Origin of the sequence: Thermodesulfobacterium hydrogeniphilum (assembly GCF_000746255.1) — a bacterium.
Lineage (GTDB): Bacteria > Desulfobacterota > Thermodesulfobacteria > Thermodesulfobacteriales > Thermodesulfobacteriaceae > Thermodesulfobacterium > Thermodesulfobacterium hydrogeniphilum.
Map to the genome: position 1 here is coordinate 139,008 of NZ_JQKW01000009.1, position 23,836 is coordinate 162,843.

26 protein-coding genes and 1 tRNA gene are annotated in these 23,836 nt (G+C 32.0%); 17 read left to right on the forward strand and 10 right to left on the reverse strand.

Annotated features, from left to right (window positions below):
- Nucleotides 1-201 precede the first annotated feature (201 nt).
- The 15 genes from ffh to truA all read left to right on the forward strand — a co-directional run bounded on the left by ffh (nucleotide 202) and on the right by truA (nucleotide 12,522).
- Nucleotides 202-1,530, forward strand: a complete 1,329-nt coding sequence (ffh, locus tag CC87_RS05540) for a signal recognition particle protein (protein ID WP_038056998.1) — start codon at nucleotides 202-204, stop codon at nucleotides 1,528-1,530.
- 72 nt (nucleotides 1,531-1,602) lie between these two features.
- On the forward strand, nucleotides 1,603-1,860 hold the full coding sequence (rpsP, locus tag CC87_RS05545) for a 30S ribosomal protein S16 (RefSeq protein ID WP_038056999.1): 258 nt from the start codon (nucleotides 1,603-1,605) through the stop codon (nucleotides 1,858-1,860).
- Between the two features lie 26 nt (nucleotides 1,861-1,886).
- Complete coding sequence (locus tag CC87_RS05550) at nucleotides 1,887-2,126, forward strand: KH domain-containing protein (RefSeq protein WP_038057001.1); 240 nt, start codon at nucleotides 1,887-1,889, stop codon at nucleotides 2,124-2,126.
- The gene (rimM, locus tag CC87_RS05555) at nucleotides 2,126-2,638 is read left to right on the forward strand and encodes a ribosome maturation factor RimM (RefSeq protein WP_038057002.1); all 513 of its coding nucleotides are present in this window, start codon (nucleotides 2,126-2,128) and stop codon (nucleotides 2,636-2,638) included. The genes CC87_RS05550 and rimM overlap by 1 nt, the downstream gene beginning before the upstream one ends.
- 13 nt (nucleotides 2,639-2,651) lie before the next feature.
- A complete protein-coding gene (trmD, locus tag CC87_RS05560) occupies nucleotides 2,652-3,950 on the forward strand; it encodes a tRNA (guanosine(37)-N1)-methyltransferase TrmD (RefSeq protein WP_038057004.1) in 1,299 nt (432 codons plus the stop codon).
- Between the two features lie 85 nt (nucleotides 3,951-4,035).
- Nucleotides 4,036-4,209, forward strand: a complete 174-nt coding sequence (locus CC87_RS09045) for an HAD family hydrolase (protein ID WP_156955588.1) — start codon at nucleotides 4,036-4,038, stop codon at nucleotides 4,207-4,209.
- Between the two features lie 208 nt (nucleotides 4,210-4,417).
- The gene (locus CC87_RS05565) at nucleotides 4,418-5,872 is read left to right on the forward strand and encodes an acetyl-CoA carboxylase biotin carboxylase subunit (RefSeq protein ID WP_038057005.1); all 1,455 of its coding nucleotides are present in this window, start codon (nucleotides 4,418-4,420) and stop codon (nucleotides 5,870-5,872) included.
- Between the two features lie 23 nt (nucleotides 5,873-5,895).
- Nucleotides 5,896-7,959 carry a biotin/lipoyl-containing protein gene (locus tag CC87_RS05570; RefSeq protein WP_038057006.1) on the forward strand — a complete coding sequence of 688 codons (2,064 nt, stop codon included), beginning with the start codon at nucleotides 5,896-5,898 and terminating at the stop codon, nucleotides 7,957-7,959.
- Between the two features lie 26 nt (nucleotides 7,960-7,985).
- Nucleotides 7,986-8,864 carry a hypothetical protein gene (locus tag CC87_RS05575; RefSeq protein ID WP_156955589.1) on the forward strand — a complete coding sequence of 293 codons (879 nt, stop codon included), beginning with the start codon at nucleotides 7,986-7,988 and terminating at the stop codon, nucleotides 8,862-8,864.
- Nucleotides 8,865-8,979: 115 nt separating this feature from the next.
- Nucleotides 8,980-9,426: a 50S ribosomal protein L13 gene (rplM, locus tag CC87_RS05580; protein WP_038057010.1), complete on the forward strand. Its 447-nt coding sequence runs from the start codon at nucleotides 8,980-8,982 to the stop codon at nucleotides 9,424-9,426.
- A gap of 14 nt (nucleotides 9,427-9,440) precedes the next feature.
- On the forward strand, nucleotides 9,441-9,830 hold the full coding sequence (gene rpsI / locus CC87_RS05585) for a 30S ribosomal protein S9 (protein ID WP_038057013.1): 390 nt from the start codon (nucleotides 9,441-9,443) through the stop codon (nucleotides 9,828-9,830).
- Between the two features lie 58 nt (nucleotides 9,831-9,888).
- Nucleotides 9,889-10,920, forward strand: coding sequence for an N-acetyl-gamma-glutamyl-phosphate reductase (argC, locus tag CC87_RS05590; protein WP_038057017.1), 1,032 nt, complete (start codon nucleotides 9,889-9,891; stop codon nucleotides 10,918-10,920).
- A gap of 14 nt (nucleotides 10,921-10,934) precedes the next feature.
- Nucleotides 10,935-11,333, forward strand: coding sequence for a type VII toxin-antitoxin system MntA family adenylyltransferase antitoxin (gene mntA, locus CC87_RS08685; protein WP_051920631.1), 399 nt, complete (start codon nucleotides 10,935-10,937; stop codon nucleotides 11,331-11,333).
- Between the two features lie 110 nt (nucleotides 11,334-11,443).
- Nucleotides 11,444-11,719, forward strand: a complete 276-nt coding sequence (hepT, locus tag CC87_RS05600) for a type VII toxin-antitoxin system HepT family RNase toxin (protein WP_281170015.1) — start codon at nucleotides 11,444-11,446, stop codon at nucleotides 11,717-11,719.
- Complete coding sequence (gene truA, locus CC87_RS05605) at nucleotides 11,716-12,522, forward strand: tRNA pseudouridine(38-40) synthase TruA (protein ID WP_038057020.1); 807 nt, start codon at nucleotides 11,716-11,718, stop codon at nucleotides 12,520-12,522. Before hepT ends, truA begins: the two co-directional genes overlap by 4 nt.
- Here truA and CC87_RS05610 read toward each other — a convergent pair whose 3' ends face one another.
- The gene (locus tag CC87_RS05610; RefSeq protein WP_084222215.1) at nucleotides 12,523-13,095 is read right to left on the reverse strand and encodes a DUF2179 domain-containing protein; all 573 of its coding nucleotides are present in this window, start codon (nucleotides 13,093-13,095) and stop codon (nucleotides 12,523-12,525) included. It abuts the gene before it with no gap.
- Between the two features lie 137 nt (nucleotides 13,096-13,232).
- On the opposite strand from CC87_RS05610, the gene CC87_RS05615 reads away from it, so the two are divergent.
- On the forward strand, nucleotides 13,233-15,158 hold the full coding sequence (locus CC87_RS05615) for a DUF505 domain-containing protein (RefSeq protein ID WP_038057022.1): 1,926 nt from the start codon (nucleotides 13,233-13,235) through the stop codon (nucleotides 15,156-15,158).
- Between the two features lie 10 nt (nucleotides 15,159-15,168).
- Nucleotides 15,169-15,753 (forward strand): imidazoleglycerol-phosphate dehydratase HisB, encoded by a 585-nt coding sequence (gene hisB / locus CC87_RS05620; protein ID WP_038057093.1) that lies wholly within the window; start codon nucleotides 15,169-15,171, stop codon nucleotides 15,751-15,753.
- A 3-nt stretch (nucleotides 15,754-15,756) separates the two neighbouring features.
- On the opposite strand, the gene CC87_RS05625 is transcribed toward hisB, so the two are convergent.
- The 9 genes from CC87_RS05625 to CC87_RS05665 all read right to left on the reverse strand — a co-directional run bounded on the left by CC87_RS05625 (nucleotide 15,757) and on the right by CC87_RS05665 (nucleotide 23,346).
- Nucleotides 15,757-16,266 carry a CvpA family protein gene (locus CC87_RS05625; RefSeq protein ID WP_038057026.1) on the reverse strand — a complete coding sequence of 170 codons (510 nt, stop codon included), beginning with the start codon at nucleotides 16,264-16,266 and terminating at the stop codon, nucleotides 15,757-15,759.
- Between the two features lie 3 nt (nucleotides 16,267-16,269).
- Entirely contained in the window at nucleotides 16,270-17,739 is a 1,470-nt protein-coding gene (gene cysS / locus CC87_RS05630) for a cysteine--tRNA ligase (protein ID WP_038057028.1), read from the reverse strand.
- Nucleotides 17,740-17,744: 5 nt separating this feature from the next.
- Nucleotides 17,745-18,500 carry an ATP-binding protein gene (locus CC87_RS05635; RefSeq protein WP_038057030.1) on the reverse strand — a complete coding sequence of 252 codons (756 nt, stop codon included), beginning with the start codon at nucleotides 18,498-18,500 and terminating at the stop codon, nucleotides 17,745-17,747.
- A gap of 5 nt (nucleotides 18,501-18,505) precedes the next feature.
- The gene (gene cimA / locus CC87_RS05640) at nucleotides 18,506-20,092 is read right to left on the reverse strand and encodes a citramalate synthase (RefSeq protein ID WP_038057034.1); all 1,587 of its coding nucleotides are present in this window, start codon (nucleotides 20,090-20,092) and stop codon (nucleotides 18,506-18,508) included.
- A gap of 2 nt (nucleotides 20,093-20,094) precedes the next feature.
- Nucleotides 20,095-21,345, reverse strand: coding sequence for an aspartate kinase (locus CC87_RS05645; protein WP_038057037.1), 1,251 nt, complete (start codon nucleotides 21,343-21,345; stop codon nucleotides 20,095-20,097).
- Between the two features lie 6 nt (nucleotides 21,346-21,351).
- On the reverse strand, nucleotides 21,352-21,648 hold the full coding sequence (locus tag CC87_RS05650) for a J domain-containing protein (protein ID WP_038057039.1): 297 nt from the start codon (nucleotides 21,646-21,648) through the stop codon (nucleotides 21,352-21,354).
- A 53-nt stretch (nucleotides 21,649-21,701) separates the two neighbouring features.
- Nucleotides 21,702-22,274, reverse strand: a complete 573-nt coding sequence (locus CC87_RS05655) for a uracil-DNA glycosylase (RefSeq protein ID WP_038057041.1) — start codon at nucleotides 22,272-22,274, stop codon at nucleotides 21,702-21,704.
- A 21-nt stretch (nucleotides 22,275-22,295) separates the two neighbouring features.
- Complete coding sequence (locus CC87_RS05660; RefSeq protein WP_038057043.1) at nucleotides 22,296-23,027, reverse strand: 2-phosphosulfolactate phosphatase; 732 nt, start codon at nucleotides 23,025-23,027, stop codon at nucleotides 22,296-22,298.
- A 246-nt stretch (nucleotides 23,028-23,273) separates the two neighbouring features.
- Nucleotides 23,274-23,346 (reverse strand) — tRNA-Phe (locus CC87_RS05665).
- Between the last annotated feature and the right edge of the window lie 490 nt (nucleotides 23,347-23,836).

Here is a 23,836-nt window from a genome sequence, read left to right on the forward strand (position 1 = left end):
TTAGAATAATCCTAACCTGGTAAAAGTCAATTTGGATTTTTTATAAAAAGCGGCGATTTCTAAAATTAGAATTGCCTTTTTAATCAATTTCAAAGAAAATTTTACAATTTAGCAAAAACCTTGTAAAAACCAAAAGCTGTGCTAATTTTTACATTAAATTTTAACATAAAATCAAAGATCAAAAAGAGGTGATAAAAAGATATGTTTGATAATCTAAGTGAAAGATTAGAAGAAGCTTTAAATAAGTTTAAAGAAAAAGGTAAACTCAGCACAGATGATATTAAAAAAGGTCTCAGAGAGATAAAATTAGCACTTTTGGAAGCTGATGTTAATTATAAAGTAGTAAAAGATCTTATCAGTAGAGTGGAGGAAAGAGCTCTTTCTTCTGAGGTAATAGAAAGTCTTACACCTTTTCAGCAGATAGTAAAAATAGTCTATGAAGAGCTTGTTAAAACCTTGGGGGGTGAAGCTAAAGGATTAGATTTAGGAGGGCAAAAGCCTGTTAAAATTCTTCTTGCTGGTCTTCAGGGTTCTGGTAAAACCACAACTGCAGCAAAGCTTGCAAGATTTTTAAAGAAAAAAGGTTATCATCCTTTGCTTGTTTCAGCAGATATTTATCGCCCCGCAGCTATAGAACAGCTTAAGATTTTAGCACAAAAAGTAAATGTTCCTTTTTATGAAGCTAAACAAGGAGAAAAACCTTTAGAGATTGTTAAAAATGCTATAGATATGGCTAAAAATAATGGAAGAGACATAGTGATAATAGATACCGCAGGAAGACTTCATATAGATGAAGTTCTTATGGAAGAGTTAGTGGAGATTAAAAATACTTTTAATCCTTCAGAAGTTTTATTGGTTGCTGATGCTATGATGGGACAAGACGCTGTAAATGTAGCTAAAACCTTTAATGAAAGAGTAGGGGTTACAGGCATAATTCTTACTAAAGTAGAAGGTGATGCCAGAGGTGGAGCTGCAATATCCATTAAAGAGGTAACAGGTTGTCCTATAAAATTTCTGGGAGTTGGAGAAAAGCTTGATGCTTTGGAGGTCTTTTATCCTGAAAGATTAGCTGGAAGAATTCTTGGAATGGGAGATATTCTTACACTTATAGAAAAAGCTCAAGAAGCTTTTGATTTAAGAAAAGCCAAAGAGTTAGAAAAGAAGATAAAAAAATTAGAATTTGATTTGGAAGATTTAAGAGAACAATTACGTCAGATGAAAAAATTGGGATCTATAAAGGATATTTTAGGATTTTTACCAGGGATTGGTAAAAAATTGAGTGAAATGGAATTTGATGAAAAAGAATTAGTAAAGATGGAAGCAATTATTAACTCTATGACTAAAGAAGAAAGAAGAAATCCTAAAATTATAAATGCCAGCAGAAAAAGAAGAATTGCCAGAGGAAGTGGGACAACTGTTCAGGATGTAAATAAGCTTTTAAGAAGTTATGAAGAAATGTTAAAATTGCTTAAACAGATGAGGAAACCCGGAAGAATGCAAAATTTTCTTAGAAGAATGTTTGGTATGTAAATAAGGATTGCTAAAAATAAAAGAGGTGTTAAAATAGGGAAGCTAAAACTTATATTGAGGAGGTAGAGAAAAGTGCCTGTAAGGATAAGGTTAATGAGATTTGGGAGAAGGAAGAGGCCTTTTTACAGAGTTGTAGCTGCAGACTCCAGGGCTCCGAGAGATGGAAAATTTTTGGAAATCTTAGGCTATTATGATCCATTAAAAGAACCTTATGAATTTAAAGTAGATCCAGAAAAAGTTAAAAAATGGCTTGAAAGAGGAGCAGAACCTACAGAAACTGTAAGAGCTTTGCTTCGTAAAATAGGAATTAAAGTGGATAGAAAGGCTTAAATACGAATTCGCTAAAGGGGGTAAGAATGAGCAAACTCAAAGATCTGGTAGAGCACATTGCCAAGGTATTAGTGGATAATCCTGAAGCAGTTCAGATTAATGAAATTGAAGGAGAACAAACCTCTGTAATTGAATTAAAAGTAGCAAAAGAAGACCTTGGTAAAATTATAGGAAAAGAAGGTAGAACTGCTAAAGCTATAAGAACTATCTTAGGAGCAGCAGGAAGTAAATTGCGTAAAAGGGTGGTATTAGAAATTATAGAATAGTGCTGATTCCTATTGCAAAGATATTAACTACTCATGGAATTAAGGGAGAGGTTAAGGTCTCTCCCTTAACTTTTAATTTTGAACTTTTATTTAGGATTAAGAAGTTCTATTTATCAAAGAATAAAACTGATCTTTTAGAGGTTAGAAGCGTTCGTAAAGGTCCTGGTTTTGAGATTATACTTATAAAATTTAAAAATGTAGACTTTGAAAAAGCTAAAACTCTTATAAATCAAACCCTATATGTAGATTTGCAGGATTTACCTTCCTTAGAAGAAGATGAATTCTATTATCATCAAATTTTAAATTTTGAGGTAAAAGATAAAAAAGGAAATTATTGGGGAAAAGTTAAAGAGATTATGCCTATTGGTGAATATGATCTAATTTTAGTGAAAAAAGATAAAGAAGAGTTCTATATTCCCTTAGTAGAAGAATATGTGGAAGAAATAGATTTTCAAGCAGGTATTATTCTTGTTAAAGATATAAAAGATCTGGTAGAAAGTCAAAAAATCTAAAAATTTTTTTAAAATGCAGATAGATATAATTACCATTTTTCCAGAATACTTTGAGTCACCTTTAAAAATAGGTCTTTTAGGAAAGGCTATAAAAAAAGGATTTTTAAATATTAATATTTACAATTTAAGAAATTTTACACAAGACAAACACAAAGTTGTAGATGATGAGCCTTTTGGTGGTGGTGAGGGAATGGTTTTTAAACCAGAGCCTCTTTATAAAGCTATTAAATTTATAAAAAATAAAGATCCAGAAGCCTGCATAATTTATCTCTCACCTCAAGGAGAAGTTTTTAATCAAAGAAAAGCAGAAAAATTAGCTCAGAAAAAACATATTGCTTTAATTTGTGGTAGATATGAAGGAATAGATGAAAGAATAAGAGCTAATTTTATAGATGAAGAAATCTCTATAGGAGATTATGTGGTTTTTGGAGGAGAAGTAGCAAGTTTAGTGATTATAGAAGCTGTAGCAAGGCTTATTCCAGGAGTGGTAGGGAAAAAGGATTCTGTGGAAAAAGAATCTTTTACAGCAGGTTTTTTGAAATACCCTTGTTATACTCGTCCCAGAGATTTCATGGGGTTAAAGGTTCCAGATATTCTTTTAAGCGGAAATCATGCAAAAATAGAAGAATATAGAAGAAAACAGTCTTTAAAAGCTACTATTAAAAGAAAACCATATTTATTTAAAGATATTGTTTTATCTGAAGAGGATAGAAAAATTTTAAATGAAATTTTAAGCAGGCAGAGATTATATATATTTTTGCTACATTATCCTGTGTATAACAAAAGAAAAGAAGTTATAGCTTCTGCTATTACCAATATAGATCTTCATGATTTATCAAGACTGGCAAGGACTTATGGACTAAAAGGAGTTTATATTATTCAGCCCTTGGAAGATCAAAGAGAAATAGGGAATGAGCTTATAGATTATTGGTTAGAAGGAGGAGGGGCTAAATATAATCCTTTAAGGAAAGAAGCTATCAAACTGGTAAAGATTTTTGAGAATTTAGAAGAGGCTATCTTTGAAGTTAAAGAGATAGAAGGGGAGGAGCCTTTACTTTTGGGAACAGATGCTTCTCCTAAAAGGCAGTATATAAGGTGTGAGGAGATAAGAAATCTTTTATGGGAAAAGCCCTTAGCTTTAGTTTTAGGCACTGCTTGGGGTCTTTGTGAGGAAGTGCTTGACAGGTGCGATTATTTTTTAGAACCTATCTGGGGAAGGCTTGATACCTATAATCATCTTTCAGTTCGTTCCGCAGCCTCAATCTTTATAGATAGAATCTTAGGAATTTATAGCTTCTATAAAAAGTTTTAATTTATAACTTTTCCAAATTATAACAGCTCGCAGGTGTCAATTTATTGCAGAAAGGTAAAAATTATTTATGAAAGGTTATTAAAAGATGAAAAAAATAGTTATAAAGATAAGAGAAAATGGAAAAATTTTATGTTATTTAGCTATAGAGGATCCATTGAGAAAAGATTCTTATGAGGCTATTCAAAAGTTAAAAACCTTGGGAATAAAAACTGTTATGATAACAGGGGGACAATTATCAGATAGCAAGTTTTGTAGCTAAAAAACTGGGCATAGAAACAGAATCTTTTTTGGTTTTTTTATAATTTGTTCCCATAGCTATGAAGGGTCTTTTAAATCCTCTTATAGCAGAATAGCTATATTTTTAGCTAATAAATATAACCTTAAATTCTCTGAGAATAAAAAAAATTGAAAAGAAATTTTTTATGTTATAATAATCAAAATGTGTAAAATTTTTTAGGAGGGAAGTAATGAAAGAAATTAAAAAAGTTCTTATTGCTAATCGTGGGGTGCCAGCTGTAAGAGTTATGAACACCTGTAGAGATAAGAGGATAAAAACAGTGGCTATTTATAGCACCCCTGATAGGCTTGCTTATCATGTATTCTTAGCAGATGAAGCTGTACATATAGGAGAGGCTCCCCCCCATGATTCATATCTAAATATGGAAAAAATTATAAATACAGCTTTAGAGAAAAAATGTGATGCTATCCACCCTGGGTGGGGTTTTTTAGCAGAAAATCCTAATTTTGCTGAAATGGTTGAAGATGCTGGACTCATCTGGATAGGTCCTCCACCAAGAGTTATCAGGCTTATGGGAGATAAAATAAAAGCTAAAAAAATAGCTCAGAGAGCTAATGTTCCTGCTATACCAGCTTTATTAAAAGTAAAAAGTGTAGATGATATTTTAGAATGGATGAAAGAAGAAGAAATAGAATTTCCTATAATGATTAAAGCAGCAGCAGGTGGTGGCGGTAAAGGAATGGTTAGGGTAGAGAACAAGGAAGAATTGTCTATAGCTTTTGAAAAAGCAAAATCAGAGGCTAAAAAATCTTTTGGAGATGATACTTTGTTAGTAGAGAAATATATAAAAGGAGGAAGACATATAGAGGTTCAGGTTTGTGCAGATAAGCATGGACATATAGTTCATCTTTATGAAAGAGAATGCACTATTCAAAGAAGAAACCAAAAAATATTAGAAGAAGCTCCTTCTCCAAGTATAGATGAGGATTTAAGACAAGAAATATGTTTTACTGCGGTAAGATTAATGAGAGAAATTGGCTATTACTCTGCAGGAACAGTAGAATTTTTATTAGATCCTCAAACAAAAAGATTTTACTTTTTAGAGGTTAATACCAGACTCCAGGTAGAACATGGAGTAACTGAACTTATAACAGGTCTTGATATAGTAAGTCTTATGTTTGATATTGCTGAGGGTAAAGAACTTCCTTTTAATCAAGATGACATTTATCCCAACAGACATGCTATAGAAGTTAGAATTAATGCAGAAGATCCTAAAACTTTTAATCCTTCTTTTGGAACTATTACCAGACTTGAAATACCACAAGGTCCTGGAATAAGAGTAGCTTCTGGTGTCTATGAAGGAGCTGATGTTCCACCTTATTATGATTCTTTAATAATGCTTGTTATGTCCGCAGGAGCAGATAGAAATGAAGCTATTAGAGTTATGGATAGAGCTTTAAGTAGAGGATTGAGAGTAGAAGGTGTTAAAACTATAGCACCACTTCTTTTGAGTATTATAAGACATCCAGAATTTATTGCAGGAAATTTTTCTACCAGATTTATAGAGGAACATTTTCAGGAATTATTAGCTATGTTTAAAGAAAAAACCGCAGATGATGAGGTATTAAAAATAGCTCAATATGTAGCTGAAATTTCAGTTTTAGGACCTCAGAACTGGATGTAAAAAGAAGAATCAGGAGGTATAAAATGGGTTATGTATTTGTTAAACCTGGAATGAGTCCAAAAGAAATTGTTCAAAAGGTAAGAGATCTTCCAGGAGTTTGTTTGGTTTCAGTTGGAATGAGAGATGCCGGGCAATCAGATTATAAAAATCGTTTAAGAATGTATGATTTAAAGACTTTAGCACCTTATTATAACGAAATGGGACTTTTTGCTGCTGAGTGTCATGGTGGAGCGAGATGGCATGTGGGAATAATGAATAGAAGAGAAAGCCCTTTTGAAGAAATAAAACTTCTTAGAGAACTTATGCCCAATGTGCTTCTTCAAACCCTTATTCGAGAAACTAATATGTGGGGATACCGTCCTTATCCTAAAAACATAATAGAGTATGTGGTAGAAAGAGTAGATATAGATGTATGGAGATGTTTTTCCTTTCTTAACGATGTTAGAAATATGAGAACTGTTGCAGAAGTGGTAATGAAAAAAGGTAAACTTTTTGAGCCAGCTATTTCTTATACAGTGGCTCCATGGTTTGATACTAAATATTATTTAAAAGTGGTAGATGAGATAATAGATCTTTGTGGAGGAACAGATGAAATAGTGCTTTGTATTAAAGATATGGCAGGGGTTGGAACAGTTACCTCTGTTACAGAATTGATAGATGCTATTAAACAAAAATATCCTGATTTGGTAATAAATTACCATAGGCATATTACAGATGGTCTTGCTATGCCTGTTTTATTAGCTGCAGCTAAAGCAGGGGCAAAGATTATAGATGTAGAGGAAGATACTTTGGTGAGATTCTATGGACATTCTCCAATTTTAGGAGTAGAGGCTTTATTTAGAGAACATGGAATTCCTGTTAATTTAGATAGAAAACTTGCTGAAAAAGCAGTTGAAAAGGTTAGAGAATGGATAAGAGATTATGAATGGGCTGAATCTCCTTTTAAAGGCTTTGATCATATGGTAACAAGACACAAAATGCCTGGAGGAGCCTTTCCAAGTTCTTTTGAACAAGCAGAAAAAGGAGGTTTTTTACATTTAATGCCTTACATTTTGCAAGTTATGTCTCTTTACAATCAAATAGTAAAATATTTTGATGTTACTCCTGGTTCGCAGATCACGTGGGTTACCTGTAGCGGAATAGTAAATAGATATGCTAAGGAAAAAGGAGAAGAAGGGGTAAAGCATGTTATAAAGCTTTTAAAGAAATTTGTAGAGGAGAAAAATCAAGATTTATCTGCTATGGAACCAGAAGAACAGGAAGAGCTTTTACAACTTTTTAGACAGGCTCCGGGTGATTTTAAGAATTTAATATTAGGTCATTATGGAAAGCTTCCTATAGGTTGGCCTGATGATTGGGTTTATAAAAGTGCTTTTGGAAATGAATGGGAGCAAAAAATTAAAGAAAGAAAAGAAACTTCTCCTTTAGAATCTATCCCTGATGAAGATTTGGATGCTTTAAAAAACCAATTAGAAAATGAGCTTGGAAGACCTTCCTCAGAAGAAGAATTTATTCTTTATCTTATGCATCCCAAGGATGCCATAGATTTTATAAAGTTTAGAGAAAAATATGGAGATGCTCCTTTAGTTTTACCTACTAAGGTTTGGAGAGAGGTGTTAAAAAAACCTGGAGATAAGGTAGAATTTGAATATGAAGGAAAGCCTTATTGTATTGAACTTGTTTCTATAGGTACAGAAAGTGACGGAGTTGTTCATGTTGTTTTAAAAGTAAATAATAAAGCAAGGGTTTTTGAAGTGAAAACCCCCAGAGCTAAAAAAGAGGAAGTTAGAAAGGCTACCAAACCAAATGAAGTAGGAGCTCCAATTAGTGGAACAGTATGGAGAATAGGTAATCCTCAAAGAGGAACTCTTAAAGTGGGTGATATTGTTCATAAAGGAGAAGAAATTGCTAATTTAGAATCTATGAAAATGGAAAATCCAGTTCTTGCTCCTTTTGATGCCCAGATTGTAGAAATATGCGTTAAACTCAATCAAATGGTAGAAGAGGGGCAACTCCTTTTTGTATTACAACCTTTAGAAAATGTTAAAGAAACTAATATCCCCAAAATAGAAAATTTACCACATTAAATAAAATTGCAGGAGGATAATAAATGATGCACAAAGGTAAGTGGTTCATAATTTTAGCAATAGTTTTGATAGGAATTGGCTTAATTTTTGCGTTAAAGGCATTTAAAGAAACTAAAAAGGAAAAAATTTCCTTAGTTACTCCATGGGGAGTATTTACAGGAAAAGAGGTTCCTGGAGAAGATCTGGCTTGTATTGGAAGATATGATGATATGATAAGAGGAGCATACAAAAAAGATCAGGTAGGAAAAGGATTGGTGATCAATCTTGTTTATTATAAAAAGGGAGATATTTATAAAAATGTCAAAAGTTATTTTACCTCTCAGATGGAAAAATGTGGTTATAAAAAAGAATCAGAATCTGAAGGCCCTCTTTCTATGCCTAAATTTGAAATTACAAGAAGATATACAGCTTCATATAAAAAAAGCAAAGAAAGAATTCTTTTAACTATTGGAGTTTTAAAGTCCAAAAATTCAGAAAAATATACTCTGGTAGTGATGAATTATAGTCGTCTTCCTGAGATTTCTAAAAGTTCTAAAAATATGTTTACTTCCAAAACTAACACTTTAACAATAGGAAGTAAAAGTAAAAAATTGGATAATATGATAAGACCTGTTTTAATATCAATTTTTGGAGAAGTCAAATTAATAGATGGTTCAGAGATGAGTATGGGACCAATGATGCTTTCCCGTTTGACTTATCATTTGAATAGAAATATAAAAAAGAAAGATATAACAATTTTAGAAAATGAAATTAAAAAAGCCATAAGAAGCAAAGGTTATATCTTAGCAGGAAATAAAATGGAGAATTCAAAATTTATAATGACTTTTATGAAAAACAACAGACCTGTACTTATAATAGAGGGTGAGATTAACAAACCTATTATTGATGTAAAAGGTGTGGTTTGAAAATAAGGGAATATGAATCTTATTCATATCTTGACAAATTTAAAATTTGTCATAAAGTTAGGAAATACTTTCTGGAGGAATTTTTTAGAAATATTATAAAGGGAGGAATGTAAAGATGTCTTCAATTTTTACAACCCAAACTCCATGGGTTAAAAAAGAAGAGGTTAAAAGAGAATGGTATATAATTGATGCCAAAGATAAAGTTTTGGGGAGATTAGCCTCTAAATTAGCTTATATGTTACAGGGAAAACATCGTCCAGATTATACTCCCCATGTAGATCAGGGGGATTTTTTTGTTATTATAAATGCTGACAAAGTAAAACTGACAGGTAAAAAGCTTGATCAAAAGATTTATTGGCGTCATTCTGGATATATGGGAGGATTAAAATTAGAAACAGCCAGACAGCTTTTAGAAAAACATCCTGAAAAGCTTATTTATTTAGCAGTTAAAAGAATGCTTCCAAGAAATAGAATGAGAAAGAGGCTTCTTAAAAAGCTTAAAATATACGCTGGAGAAACTCATCCTCACATAGCTCAAAATCCCAAACCTTTGGAAATATAAGGAGGTAGAAGAATATGGATAGATTTTATGCTACTGGAAAAAGAAAAACTTCTATAGCCAGAGTTTGGATTTATCCTGGTGATGGGAAAGTAATAGTTAATGGTAAAGATTTTAAAGAGTATTTTTATGATCATATTGTAGCTGAGGATGTTATTTTTGCACCTTTTAGAATTACCAATTTATTAGGAAAATTTGATGTGAAGTGCACTGTAGAAGGTGGAGGAAAGTCAGCTCAGGCTGAAGCTATAAGACATGGCATTGCTAAAGCTTTAGAGGCTTATTCTCCTGATTTAAGACCTGTTCTTAAAAAAGCAGGTTTTCTTACCCGTGATCCTCGAAAGAAAGAAAGAAAGAAATATGGATTAAGGGGAGCCAGAAGAGGTCAGCAATACTCCAAACGTTAGGTTTTAAATATTTTTATAAAAATGGCAGGGATTATCCCTGCCAAAGTCTTTTTTAAAAATGGTCAAAGCAGCTATCATTGGAGCCACAGGCTATACAGGATTAGAACTTTTAAGATTATCTGAAAAACATCCATATTTAGAAATTTCTGTTATAACATCTCGTGAACAAACTGGAAAAACTTTAAAAGAGTTTTGTAATTGGAGTGGGAAATATGCTGATCTTGTTTTTGAAGAACCTGTGGTTGAAAGAATAGCAGAAAGAGTTCAAGTGGCTTTTCTTTGTGTCCCTTCTGGTAAAGCACAGGAAATGGCTCATGCTTTTTTACAAAAAGGCATAAAAGTTATTGATTTTTCAGCAGATTTCAGATTTAAAAATGTAGAAACCTATGAAAATACTTATAAAATAAAACATAAATTTTCTGAACTTTGCAGAAAAGCTGTTTATGGCTTACCTGAAATTTTTGAAGAAGAAATTAAAAAAGCAGATTTAATTGCTAATCCAGGGTGTTATCCAACTTCTATTCTTTTACCTTTAATTCCCCTTTTAAAAGAAGGTCTTATAGAAGAACCTATCATTGTTGATTCCAAAAGCGGGACTTCTGGAGCTGGAAGAAAGTCAGATAATTATTATAGTTTTTGTGAGGTAAATGAAGATTTCAAAGCTTATAAAATAGCTTCCCATAGACATAATCCAGAAATAGAAGAAAAACTCAGTTTATTTTCTGGAAAATCTGTTAAAATTGTATTTACACCTCATCTTTTACCTATTAATAGAGGTATATTTTCAACTATTTATGTAAAATTTAAAGCTGATATAGAAAAAATACATACTTATTTAACAGATTTTTATAAAGATCGTCCTTTTGTAGAGGTAGTCCCTTTAGGGAAGGTTTCGAGAATTTCAGAAGTTAGAGGTACTAATCTTTGCAAAATAGGAATATTTGAGGACAAAAAAAGAAGCTGGGGTATAATTACTTCTGTTATAGACAATTTAATAAAAGGAGCAAGTGGTCAGGCAATTCAAAATTTTAATCTTATGTTTGGTTTCCCAGAAGATATGGGACTTCCCAAATTCCCTCTTTTTGTGTAAAATAACTCTCTAATATGCCTCATCAAACACAAGGAAATTTGGAAAATATTTTCAGGAAAATAAAAGATTTTTTAGAAAAAGATCCTAATATAGTGTTTGCATTAGTGTTTGGTTCTGCAGCAACTGGAAAACTTAGAAAAGATAGTGACATAGATGTAGCTATTTATGTAAAGAACCCTGTTTCAGAATATGAGCTTTTATCTCTTATGCAAAAACTTAGTGATTTGATAAAAAGGGAAGTAGAAATTGTAGTTTTAAATGAGGTAAGTCCGCTTTTAAGACATCAAGTGATGAAAAATAGAAAAGAACTTTTTATAAAAGATTTTTTAGTATATAGCAAATTTAGAGAAAATACTATAGATGATTATCAAGAATATTTAGATATTACAGGATATTCTAAATATGTAGACTAAAATGATAGATAAAACTTTAGTAAGAAATAAGCTTAAAAAATAGAGCAATATGTGGAAGAACTCAAAAATATCAAAGAGCTTAGCTTTGAGGAGTTTCAAAAAATATAGTAATAAAGCAATTTATAGAAAGAAACTTGGAGCTTGCGATCCAGCAAATGATAGATGTATGTAAACATATAGTTAGCAGATTAAATTTAAGAGAACCTATTTCTTATGCAGATTGTTTTGAGATTTTGGAGGAAAAGAGAATAGTGTCTGAAGAAAATTTAGATAAGTATAAGAATATGGTAAAATTCAGAAATTTGCTTATTCATATCGTTTTTAAAGATCGTCTTAGTGATTTTGATAGTTTTATAGAGGAAATAAAAAAGGCTTTTAGTTTATGAATGAAGTAAACATCAGAAATATTCGCATATTTATAGCCTATGATGGAACAAATTATTTAGGCTGGCAGATTCAGCCAAAAGGTCCGACTGTACAGGGTGTTATTCAAGAAGTGTTATCCAAGCTTTTTGGACATAAAGTAAAACTCAAGGCAGCAGGAAGAACAGATGCAGGGGTTCATGCTTTGTATCAAGTAGCTCATTTTTTAACAACCTCTGATAGACCTGTTGAAGTGATTTATAAAGCAGTAAATGCCATGCTTCCACAGGATATAGTTATTTGGAAAGTGGAGGAGGTGGATTTCAAATTTCATTCTCAGAGGCATGCTCTTAAAAAAACCTATGTTTATTATATTTATAACTATCCTGTAAGAAATCCTTTGGTAAGACTTTATTCTTGGTGGGTTCCTGAGAAACTTGATATAGAAGCTATGAAAGAGTGTTTACCGTTAATTATTGGAGAAAAGGATTTTGCTAGTTTTAGAAAATCTGGGACAGATATAAAAACTACAGTAAGAACTATCTATGATGCCAACATAAAAAGAGTTCCTGGAAGGAAGCATGTACTTGTTTTTGAGATTACAGGAAGAGGATTTATGCGTTATATGGTTAGAAATATTGTAGGAGCTTTAGTTGAGGTAGGGAGAGGGAATCTCACAGTAGAGGATTTTCAGAAAATTATGGAAGCAAGAGATAGAAAAGTAGCTCCTCCTCCAGCTCCCCCACAGGGATTGGTCTTAAAGAAAATTGAATACCCAGAGATAAAAATCATAGACAGCTATCCCAAAGGAAAGTTGGAATTATAATTATCTTCTTTTTATCCAGATGAATCTTCTAAATAAACCTAAAAAATCAGCTTTAGGAGGTGGAGTTTCTCCGCCGTATCTTTTAACATCTCTTATATCTTCTATAGTATAAAAGGCTTGAGGGCAATTTTTTTGAACTAAGGTTAAAAATTTAGGAATTTGTTTTCTTTTTACAACAGAAAAGAGTATCTTTATAGGACCATCTCTTCCTTCAGCATTAACTGAAGTAACAATAAATCCTTTTTCTCTTAAAAGCTTTAGTAATTTTTCAGGCTCTGATCTTGTCATTACTCTTATTAAAACATTCCCCATAGCTATTTTATTCTCTAAATATAAACCTATATAATTACCAAAGGCGAAGCCGGCTGCAAAAGTTACATAATAAAAAGGATGATCTAAATGGTTTATAATATGAGATACAACAATAACCCAGATTAATACCTCAAAGAAACCTATAATACTTGCCTGAAGTTGAAGCCCTCTTGCTAAAAGGACAATTCTTATAGTTCCAAGACTTACATCACAAATTTTTGCAATAAAAATAAACAGTCCATTAATTAAATAATTCATCATAAATATAATTTAAACTCAAAAATTGTAAAAGTGAAAGTATAAAAATGTAATAAAATAGTCTTGAAGTTATAAAGATGAGACTTAATTTTTTAACAAAAAGAATTTATATTTGTCTAAATGAAAGCAGGAGGGGAAATATGATTATAAGAAAGGAGCATGTTCTTGCTTTGTTAAATCTGGATGAAGCAGTTCATACTGGAGTAACAACTTTAACTATACCCACTCCAGAAGAAAATCCTTATATTGAATTGGAATTACAGGGATTGATTAGGTTAGAAAAGCCCTCTACTTATTCTCTAACTTATTGGAGTAAATATTTAGTGAGTATTATCAAAGAGATGATAAAAAAACAGCTTTTGGAACATCCTGCTAATTGGGAAGAGGGTTTTCGTTGGATTGGTTCTGAAGTAATTACTATGCTTCAAAACGCTGAGGTTAATGATGGACTTCCAGGACCTTACATTAAAGAATTTCTGGAAAAAAGAGGATTTCTAAAAAATGATACAGTTAATGAATATGGAAGAAGGGTTTTAGAGATTTTTAGAAATATGCATCCTAGACTTCTTATTACTGGTGATACATTTAAATATCTTAAAGATATGCCAGCAGGTCCTGGACCAGCTTCTATTCTTCCTGTAAGAGGTAGAGAGCTTCTCAAGTTAGAAGCTATGAGACTTATAGCCTTTTCAGTTCCGAAATCAGATATTTTTACTTTAACTCCTCTTGGAAGGGCTATTAAAAAAGTTACCCAATATGCTATTCCAGCATTTAACACCATAATTTCCGAAGATATTATGGATTCTTTGATAAAACTATGGGATGCTGAGGATATCTCAGTTCTTACAGATGCAGAAAAGGAAACTTTAATGAGTTTAGGCTATATTAATGATAAAGGTGAATTTTTACCAGCAGGAGAATATTTAACTGAGGTTTACTGGATCTGGAAAGAAGGGAAAGGTATAAAGCCTGTAAAAACCTTTAATCTTGAGCAAATTGATGAGGAGATATTAAAAATTGTAGATATTTTATGGGAAAAAAATAAAAGCAATCCCGAAATTTTACCCACTCCAGATGAAATAGCAAAATTTTTATATGAAAAGCCTTTAAAAGAATATAAACATTTACATAGTTTTTATGGACGTCGTTTATATCAAGATCTTGGATATCAGAAAAAAGAAGAGATTAAGGCTAAATTTGCTGAAGTTAAAACTACAGAAGAATTATTTAAAAGCTTTTATGAGGCTGGTGGAAAATGGTATGAAAAATTAGGAGATGTAACCAGAACTTCTCTTTATACTTTAGAGGCTTTTAATTTAGTAAAAAGCACTTTTGAAAAAAACAAAGAAGTTTATATACTTACAGAATATGGCAAAGAGGTTTTAGAGGATATCAAGCAAAAGGGAGTTAGAGAAATCCATGCTACAGCTGTTAAAGCTATAAATATGAATTATAGCGAATTTACAGCACCTAATTATGAATGGCATGAAAAAGCAGTAGAAGCGCATTTAGTTGGTAATGGAGAGATTAGTACTTCTGGAGAACTTTATTCTAAATTAGCTTATAATGTGAAAAGGCTTCCACATATTACAAAATTTGAAAAGATGGTTCTTCAAGCTATTCCTGAAAAGCGCTTTTTTGTGGAAGATATTTATGCTAATTTTGATGAGGTTTGGCATGAAGAAATAGAATATGCTTTAGATAAATTAGAAGCACGTGGTTTTATAAATATATTACCTAATCATGCTATAGTTCTTACAGAAGCAGGAAAACTTATTAAACGTGCTATAGCAGGAGCTCCTTTAGGAATGAGTAATCCTTTAACGCCCCTTGGAATGCGTATTCTTTTGGCTTTGCAGGAAATAGGCTCTCTTTATACTAAGGAGAAAAAGGTGAGAGTTTTACCCAAGAACTGGGCTACTGCTTACAAAGTAGCTGGACTTGATCCAGAAACTTTTAATAAAGAATTAAAAGTCCTCAGAATGGCTGGATTGGTAGGAACAAATTCTATTACAGAAGCAGGGATCCTTGCTTTAGAGGCTTTTAGATTGGTAAATGAAGAATAGGGAGGTTGAAATGAAATTGGTATATAAAAAAAGAACTACTTTGGAAACAGAAATCAGTTTGAAAATAGATCTAAGTGGAAAAGACTTAGAAAAAAATGTTATAAATACTGAAATTGGTTTTTTAGATCATATGCTTGAGCTTTTTGCATATCATTCAGGTGTAAAGCTTCAGATAGAAGCAAAAGGAGATCTAAAAGTGGATTTTCATCATACTGTGGAGGATATAGGTATTACCTTAGGAGAGGCTTTAGATGAAGCACTTGAGGAAAGAAAAGGAATTTCCCGTTATGGAGAGGCAACTATCCCTATGGAAGAAGCCCTGAGCCAGGTAGTAATTGATCTTGCAAAAAGACCTTATTTTTATTATGATGTAAAATTTCCTACAGAAAAAATAGGAAATTTTGATACAGAACTCATAGAAGAATTTTTGAAGGCTTTTTCTATTAATGGAAAATTCACCTTACATGTAAGAAACTTTTATGGAAAAAATGCTCATCATATAGCAGAAAGTATTTTTAAAGCTCTTGCTTATGCCTTTAAAAGGGCTTTAAAACCTGTAAATATAGACATTCTTTCTACTAAAGGTAAAATGTAAAAGCTAATCAATTTTAATATTTCTTTTTTTAAGGAAACTTCGCCAAGTTTGGGGTAAAAACTGTGAGGAGATTTTCCAGGTGTGTTTTACTATAGGATAAGTTAAAGCTTTGTTTAAATATTCTTGTGCTTTAGGATAGGGTATTACCAAAACAAGATAAAAAAGGGTGATAAAAAGAGCACCTTTAATAAATCCCAGTATAGCTCCTAAGATATAATCTGCTATAGTGAGTTGCATTGTTCCCAAGATAATTCTAATTATAAAACCCAAAAGAACAAAGCTGAGATAAATCAGGATAAAAGCTATGATAAAACTCAAAATAGGTAAAACTTTAGGATTATTAGTGGTTAAATTTCCTACATAAGGACTTATTTTAATAGAAAGCCATCCAGAATATAAAAATGCTATAATCATTCCTATAAAAGAAAAAACTGTTCTAACAAAGCCCCCTAAGAATCCTCTTATTATAAAATAAGCTAATATAGCTAAAGCTACATAATCAAACCATATCATGGTTTACTCCACATACCAGAATGTTTCCGTTCTGGTATCTTTTAAAATTATACCAAGATTTTGTAAATTATCTCTGATTTGATCTGCCAGAGCAAAATTTTTTTCTTTTCTTGCTTTTTCCCTTTCTTTAACAAGTTTTTCTATTTCCTCCACAGTTTTACCTACGGACTTTAATTTTTTATCTCTTTCTTTTTGCCAAAAGTCTGAAGGATCACTTATTCCTATTCCTAAAATTTTTCCTGCTGTTTGTTTTATACTCTTTTCTATTTTTTCCAATAATACTGATTCTTCTGTAGTTATAGCAGGATTTCTGCTGATAAAATTATAAACTTCGTTTTCAAGGGTAAATAGTTGGCCCAGAGCTAAAGCAGTATTTAAATCATCAGAGAGTGCTTCTAAAAATTTCTTTTCAAATTCCTGCCAGACTCTTTCAAGTTTTCTTGCTTTATCTGATAGCAGACCTTCTCTAAGAGGTTGCACCTTTTTAAGCCAATACAGGGTTTCATAAAAATGATATATAGCTTTTTCCATATTTTTAATATTAGTTTCAGAATAATCTAAAGGACTTCTATAATTAGTAGAGAGTAAGAAGGCTCTTATTACTTCTGGATGAAACTTATTCAAAAGGTATTCCATGGTTACAAAATTACCAAGACTTTTAGACATTTTTTCTCCATTTACAGTAATAAGTCCGTGATGAATAAAGTATCTCACAAAGGGTTTATCATTTGCTCCTTCACTTTGAGCTATTTCATTTTCATGATGAGGAAAGATAAGATCAAGTCCTCCACCGTGAATATCAATGGTTTCTCCAAGATATTTAAGAGCCATAGCAGAGCATTCTATATGCCAGCCAGGGCGTCCTTTTCCCCAGGGACTTTCCCAAAAAGGCTCCCCGGGTTTAGCTGATTTCCAAAGAGCAAAGTCTAAAGGGTTCTTCTTTTTTTCAGAAACCTCAATTCTCACGCCTGTGATAAGTTCATCTATTTTTCTTCCAGAAAGTTTTCCATAAGAAGGGAACTTTTGCACCTCAAAATAAACATCTCCATCACTTTCATAGGCTAAACCTTTATCTATAAGCTTTTGAATAAGATCAATTATTTCAGAAATATGCTCAGAAGCCCTTGGTTCATAAGTTGGTTTTAAAACATTTAAAGCCTCTAAAGCTTCTTCATACTCTTTTATATACTTTTCTACCAAATCTTTCCAGAAAATTCCTTCTTGATTGGAACGATTGATAATTTTATCATCTATATCTGTAATATTCCTAACATAAATAACTTTATAGCCTAAATACTGTAAAAATCTATAAAGAACATCAAAAACCACAGCTGATCTGGCATGACCTAAATGAGGAGAATCATAAGCTGTGATTCCACAAACATACATGGTTACCTTAGGTGGGTTTAAAGGAATAAAGGTTTCTATTTTTTTGGAGAGAGTGTTATAAATTTTTAAAGTAGTTTTTTCCATAGCCTCTACTCCCAAAGAAGATTAAAAAGTTCATAAGCTTTGGTTTTTAAAAGAGTTTGCCATTCAAAAACAGGTATGTGCTTCAATTCATAATTTAAGATATTGGGATCTTCAGGTAAAAATCCTAAAAGTTTAATGTTATATTTCTTAGTTATTTCTTCGGTGTAAGATTTTAAATCTTCAGAGATAATTTCAGGACTTTGGTTAACAATTAGCCATAAATTAGAGACTTGAATTTTTAAAGCTCTTACCAATTCCGCTATTCTTCCTCCTGTAAGTATGCCTCTTGGATTGGCATCAGAGACAATAATAAGATGTTCCATTTCTCTTAAATTAAGTCGAGAGATATGCTCCATTCCTGCTTCATTATCTATTATAACATAAGGATAGTTATTCATAAGTTTTTCTAAAGAATTAGACAAAAAAGCATGCACAGGGCAATAACAACCAGAGGTTTCTGGATATCCCATTACTAACAGATCAAAGTCTTTTGTTTCAATAAGGGCTTCATTTACTCTCATTTCTACATAGTCATAACGAGACATAAATTCTGGAGTATCACCTTTTAATAGTTCTTCTCTTATTTCACTTAAAGTAGTTTCTATTTCAACTCCAAGAAGTTCATTTAAATTAAAATTAGGATCTGCATCAACTACTAATATGGGAGTTTGTTTTTGATCTATAAAATAATTTACCAAAAGGGCAGATAATGTAGTTTTACCAGTTCCACCTTTACCTACAAAAGAGATCTTTATAGGCATTTAAATTAATGTTTCCTTTTATCCAAGAATAATTTGTAGGTGTAAGAATCTACAAGAGCCTGACAGCTTGCTTCTAAAATATCTGTTGAGACTCCAACAGTTCCCCATTTTTTATCTTTACTTTTAGATAAAATAAAAACTCTTACTTTTGAAGAAGTACCAGGAAGTCCTGGAAGGACTCGCACTTTATAATCTTCCAGTTCCATTTCTCTTATTTGGGGATAAAATCTCTCTAAAGCCTTTCTCAATGCATTATCAAGAGCATTAACAGGTCCATTTCCAAGTGCTGCAGTATGTTCAACCTCTCCCACTCCAGGTGGAACCCTTACCAATACAGTAGCTTCAGACTGAGGCACATCCTTAGTTACTTTTAGATCAAAAACCTTATAGCTTAAAAGTTCAAAATACTGTTTGGGTTCTCCCATAAGTTTATAAATAAGAAGTTCCAAAGAAGCCTCTGCTGCTTCAAATTCATAACCCATCGCCTCTAATTTTTTGATCTCTTCTACAATTTTATTCAAAAGAGGACTTTCAAACTCCAAATTAATGCCAAATTCCTTTATTTTATAAAGAACATTGCTTTTACCAGAAAGTTCAGAAACAAGCACTCTTCTGGTATTACCTACTAAAGCAGGATCTATGTGCTCATAGGTTCTTGGAGTTTTTAATACAGCAGATACATGAACCCCGCCTTTATGAGCAAAAGCAGAACGACCTACAAAAGGAAGTCTCGGAGGATGAGACAAATTAGCTATTTCAAATACATACTTAGAAACTTCGGTTAATTTATAAAGAACTTCAGCAGAACTACAGGTATAACCCATCTTTAAAACCAAATTTGGGATAACAGAACAAAGATTAGCATTTCCACATCTTTCTCCTATACCATTTATAGTTCCCTGAACCTGAACAGCTCCAAGTCTAACAGCCTCTAAACTATTAGCTACTGCACACTCAGAATCATTATGGGCATGAATTCCCAAAGGAAAATCTTTTCCCAATTTGTTTTTAACTTCTTTTATAATCTCTGCAAGTTCATAAGGTAATGTTCCTCCGTTGGTATCACAAAGAATGATACAATCTGCTCCAGCTTCTTTAGCTTTTTTGATAGTTGCTATAGCATAATCAGGATCCTCTTTAAATCCATCAAAAAAATGCTCAGCATCATAGAAAAGTTTTTCTACATGAGGTCTTAAATATTTTATGGAATTTTCTATTAGATTTAAATTCTCTTCCAAGGAAATTTTTAAAGCTTCTTTTACATGAATAGTCCAACTTTTTCCAAAAATGGTGACTACAGAAACTTTTACTGCCAGAAGTTGTTTGAAAATTTCATCTGTTTCAGGAGTTTTTCGTGGATGATGGGTGCTTCCAAAAGCTGCAATTTTAGCATGTTTTAAATGATAATCTTTTATTTCCTTAAAAAACTGCAAATCTTTGGGATTTGATCCAGGCCAACCACCCTCTATATAATCTATTTTGAATTCATCAAGTTTTAACGCAATTCTGATTTTATCCCCCAAGGAAAAGCTAACTTCTTCTGCCTGACTTCCATCTCTTAGAGTGGTATCATAAATTTCTATTTTTTTCATTTTTAGTTTACCTTTTTTATAATTTCTTCTTTTATAGGAATTTCTTCTTCCAAATTAAAAGCTTCATGCAAAGCTCTTACTGCCAATTCTGTATATTTTTCATCTATAACACAGGATATTTTAATTTCAGAAGTAGAAATCATCATAATATTTATACCATGTTTAGCCAAAGTTTCAAACATTTTTGTAGCAACTCCAGAATGGGTTCTCATTCCTGCGCCAATTATAGAAACCTTTGCAATATGCTCATCTCCTTCCACTCTTTCAGCTTTTAGTTTTTTAGCAACCTCTTTTATAATCTTCACAGCCTGTTTATAATCTGTACGAGGAACTGTGAAAGTAATATCAGCTTTTCCATCAGGATGAGTGGTTTGGATAATCATATCTACAATTATTCCTTTCTCTCCAATAGGCCCAAAAATACTTGCAGCTATTCCAGGTCTATCAGGAACTCCATAGATACTTATTCTGGCTTCATTTCTATTGTAAGTTATTCCTGAAACCACCACTTTTTCCATTTCTTCATCCTCCTCGGTTATAAGAGTACCTTCTGCATCTGAAAAAGAGGACCTTACCACTAAAGGAACCTTATAGATCATAGCCAGTTCCACAGATCTCATTTCTAAAACTTTAGCTCCACTGCTTGCCATTTCCAGCATTTCTTCATAGGATATCTTTTTAAGCTTTCTTGCTTTGCTGACAATTCTTGGATCAGCTGTATAAACACCTTCCACATCTGTATAGATTTCACAAAGATCTGCTTTTAAAGCAGCAGCTAAAGCAACTGCTGTAGTATCTGAACCGCCTCTACCAAGGGTTGTAATGTCTCCTTTATCCGTAACTCCTTGAAAACCCGCTACTACTACAATATTTCCTTTGTAAAGTTCATTTTTTATTTTATTAACTTTTATATCCTTTATCTTTGCTTTGGTAAAAAGATTAGTAGTGTAAATAGGAATCTGGTAGCCTAAAAGAGCTTTAGCAGGAAACCCTAAGGAGTGAAGAGTAATAGCAAGAAGAGAAGAACTAACCTGTTCTCCTGTTGAAACAAGTAAATCCAGTTCTCTTAAAGGGGGTTCTTCAGTAATCTGTTTAGCAAGATTGATTAATCTATCTGTCTCGCCTGCCATAGCAGAAACAACAACTACCAAATCATGTCCCTGTTTTTTATAGTTAATAATCTTCTCTGCTACCTTTTTGATACGCTCTAAATTAGCAACTGAGGTTCCACCGTATTTCTGAACTATGAGCATATAATATTATCCTCCTTTTCCCCAAATAGGATCTTCTCCAAAATGAGCAAACCACCAATCTTCAGGATCTGATATATTTTCATTAGGAGCTAAAATTATAAAATAATTATCACAATAATCCATTAAAATCTCATAAGCTTCATTAAGTTTTTTCATTAACTCTTCATCTCCTCCACGATCAGGATGCAAATCCTTTACTAAAGCCTTATAATGAGTAATAATTTCTTTTCTGGTTGTTTTAAGAGGAAGTTTCAAAATTTTTCTGGCTTCTTCAATTTTTTTCCATTTTTCTTTAATATTCATTGAAAATTTATATTAAAAGATTTTATATAAAATGCAAGCTTATAAGAAACTCATTATAAGAAATTTTTGAGTTTAATATAAGTTCTTTCCATAATTGATTTTAAATTAGGTGAATAAAGAAGAGAGGCTGGATGGTGAAGTGGCATAATTTTTTTATTTTCTGCAAAAAATATTTTGCCGCAGATGCTGTTCATTTCAATTTTACAAGAGATTCCATATTTTGAAAATATATATTTAGTAGCAAAAAATCCTAAAGGAACCAAAATATCAGGATTAATTATTTCTATTTCTTCATCAAGATAGGAGGTGCAGGCTTCTATTTCATCTTTTTTGGGAGGTCTATTATTAGGAAGCATACACTTTATGAGATTACTCATGTAAAAATAACTTCTATGCAAAGAGGCTTTCTTTAAAAGCTCATCTAAAACCTTTCCAGCTCTGCCCACGAACATTCTTCCTTTTTTATCTTCATCTTTCCCAGGAGCAAGACCAATAAGGAATACATTGGAATTAATATTTCCCTCTCCACAGACTACCTGCGTTCTTGTTAAAGCCAATGGACATTTCTGACAGTTTTTTAGTTCCTGATAGAGCTTTTCTAAGCGATGTGTTTTTGAATTAAACATGTTTTTAAATGTATAAAAAATTCAAGCTTCTTTTAATTTAGCAGCTTTATTTAAAAATTCTATTACTTCTGGGACTTTTTTAGTTATGTCTATTTTAGAACAAAATCTTACATCTTTTTCTAAACCAGCTTTAATTAATTCTAAACCATGTTTGCTTGTTAAGAATATTTCTTCTACACTTTTCTTAAAAAAACCAGAAATTAAAATTTCAGGATATTCCTTTAAAGGTAATTCTAATCTTTTGGCTATTTCCCATGCTCCTATTAGATCTTCCTCAGATAAAAAATTTTCTTTACCATAAACTCCAGCAGGAATAATTACTACAGGTTTTTGATATTTAGAAACATAATTTTTAACAATTCTGGCTATAGCAGAAGCATTTATTGTAGTTCCAATTAAAATTTTAGTAGCCTTTTTACAGGATACAATCCTTCTTGCTCCAGAGGTAGAGGTAAAAATTGCCTTTTTATTTTTTAAATTTTCAATTTTCCAAATTTCAGAAGGGCTATTGCTAAAATCAAAACCTTCTATTTTAAAGTTATTTCTTTCCCCTATAAGTAAAGCTTCAGGGATTTTCTTTTTTAATTGCCATGCTTCATTAACTTCACTTACCACAAAAATTTCTTTTATCCCTTTTTCCAATAAAACAGCCAAGGTAGCACTTGCTCTTAAAGCATCTACAATAATAGCTATACCATTAAGTTCATTTACTTTTTCACAGCCCTTTTGTCCAGAAATGATATATATTTCCATTTTTTATTTGGTATTTAAGAATGGATTTTATTATAGAAGACTTTTGGGGCTTTTCAAGGATTGTTTTAGTTTTATCAATTAAAAGAGTATCAAGTAAAGAACGGAGAACATAAAGATAGCTGGTTAAACCAGCGTAGATCCAATTTTGAGAAAAAATAAGATTAATTATTATTTATAACTATAAAAAATTTTTACGGCACCAAGTTAAAGTCAAATTTTTGACTACTCTGAAGTCCTGATTGGAGGTGCCGGGGCCCGGAATCGAACCAGGGACACGCGGATTTTCAGTCCGCTGCTCTACCGACTGAGCTACCCCGGCAACCAGTTTATAAAATATTATATTTTTTCATTTTGTCAAGATATACTAACCAAAATTCCCGCTTAAGGTTGAAGGAGTAAAAAAAATTTACCCAAAATCATTTTTTTCATGCTATAAATTGAAACTTTATTGTGAAGCCCTATCCAAAAATTTTAAAAAAAAAATCTCCCCCAAAAATTAATTCTTCTTAAAAAATTCGTAAAAATTAAAAATAAACCCAATTAAAATCCCTACTTTAATTATTTTCTAAGCACAATACCCCCATTTTTTAAATAAAACCCCTTTTACTCCTACTCTCAAATCTTAAATAAAAACTATCTAAAAACTAATCCCCTTTCTAATTGAGTAGCAGCAAAATATATCCAATCAATATGCACTATCTGTTTGGTAAACCATATCTTTAATCGCCGAGCATGTTTTACTACTTTGGCTGCCACTCTTAAAAAATGCTTAATTATTGTGCAGGGACGACATCTTCTGGCTTTCTCTG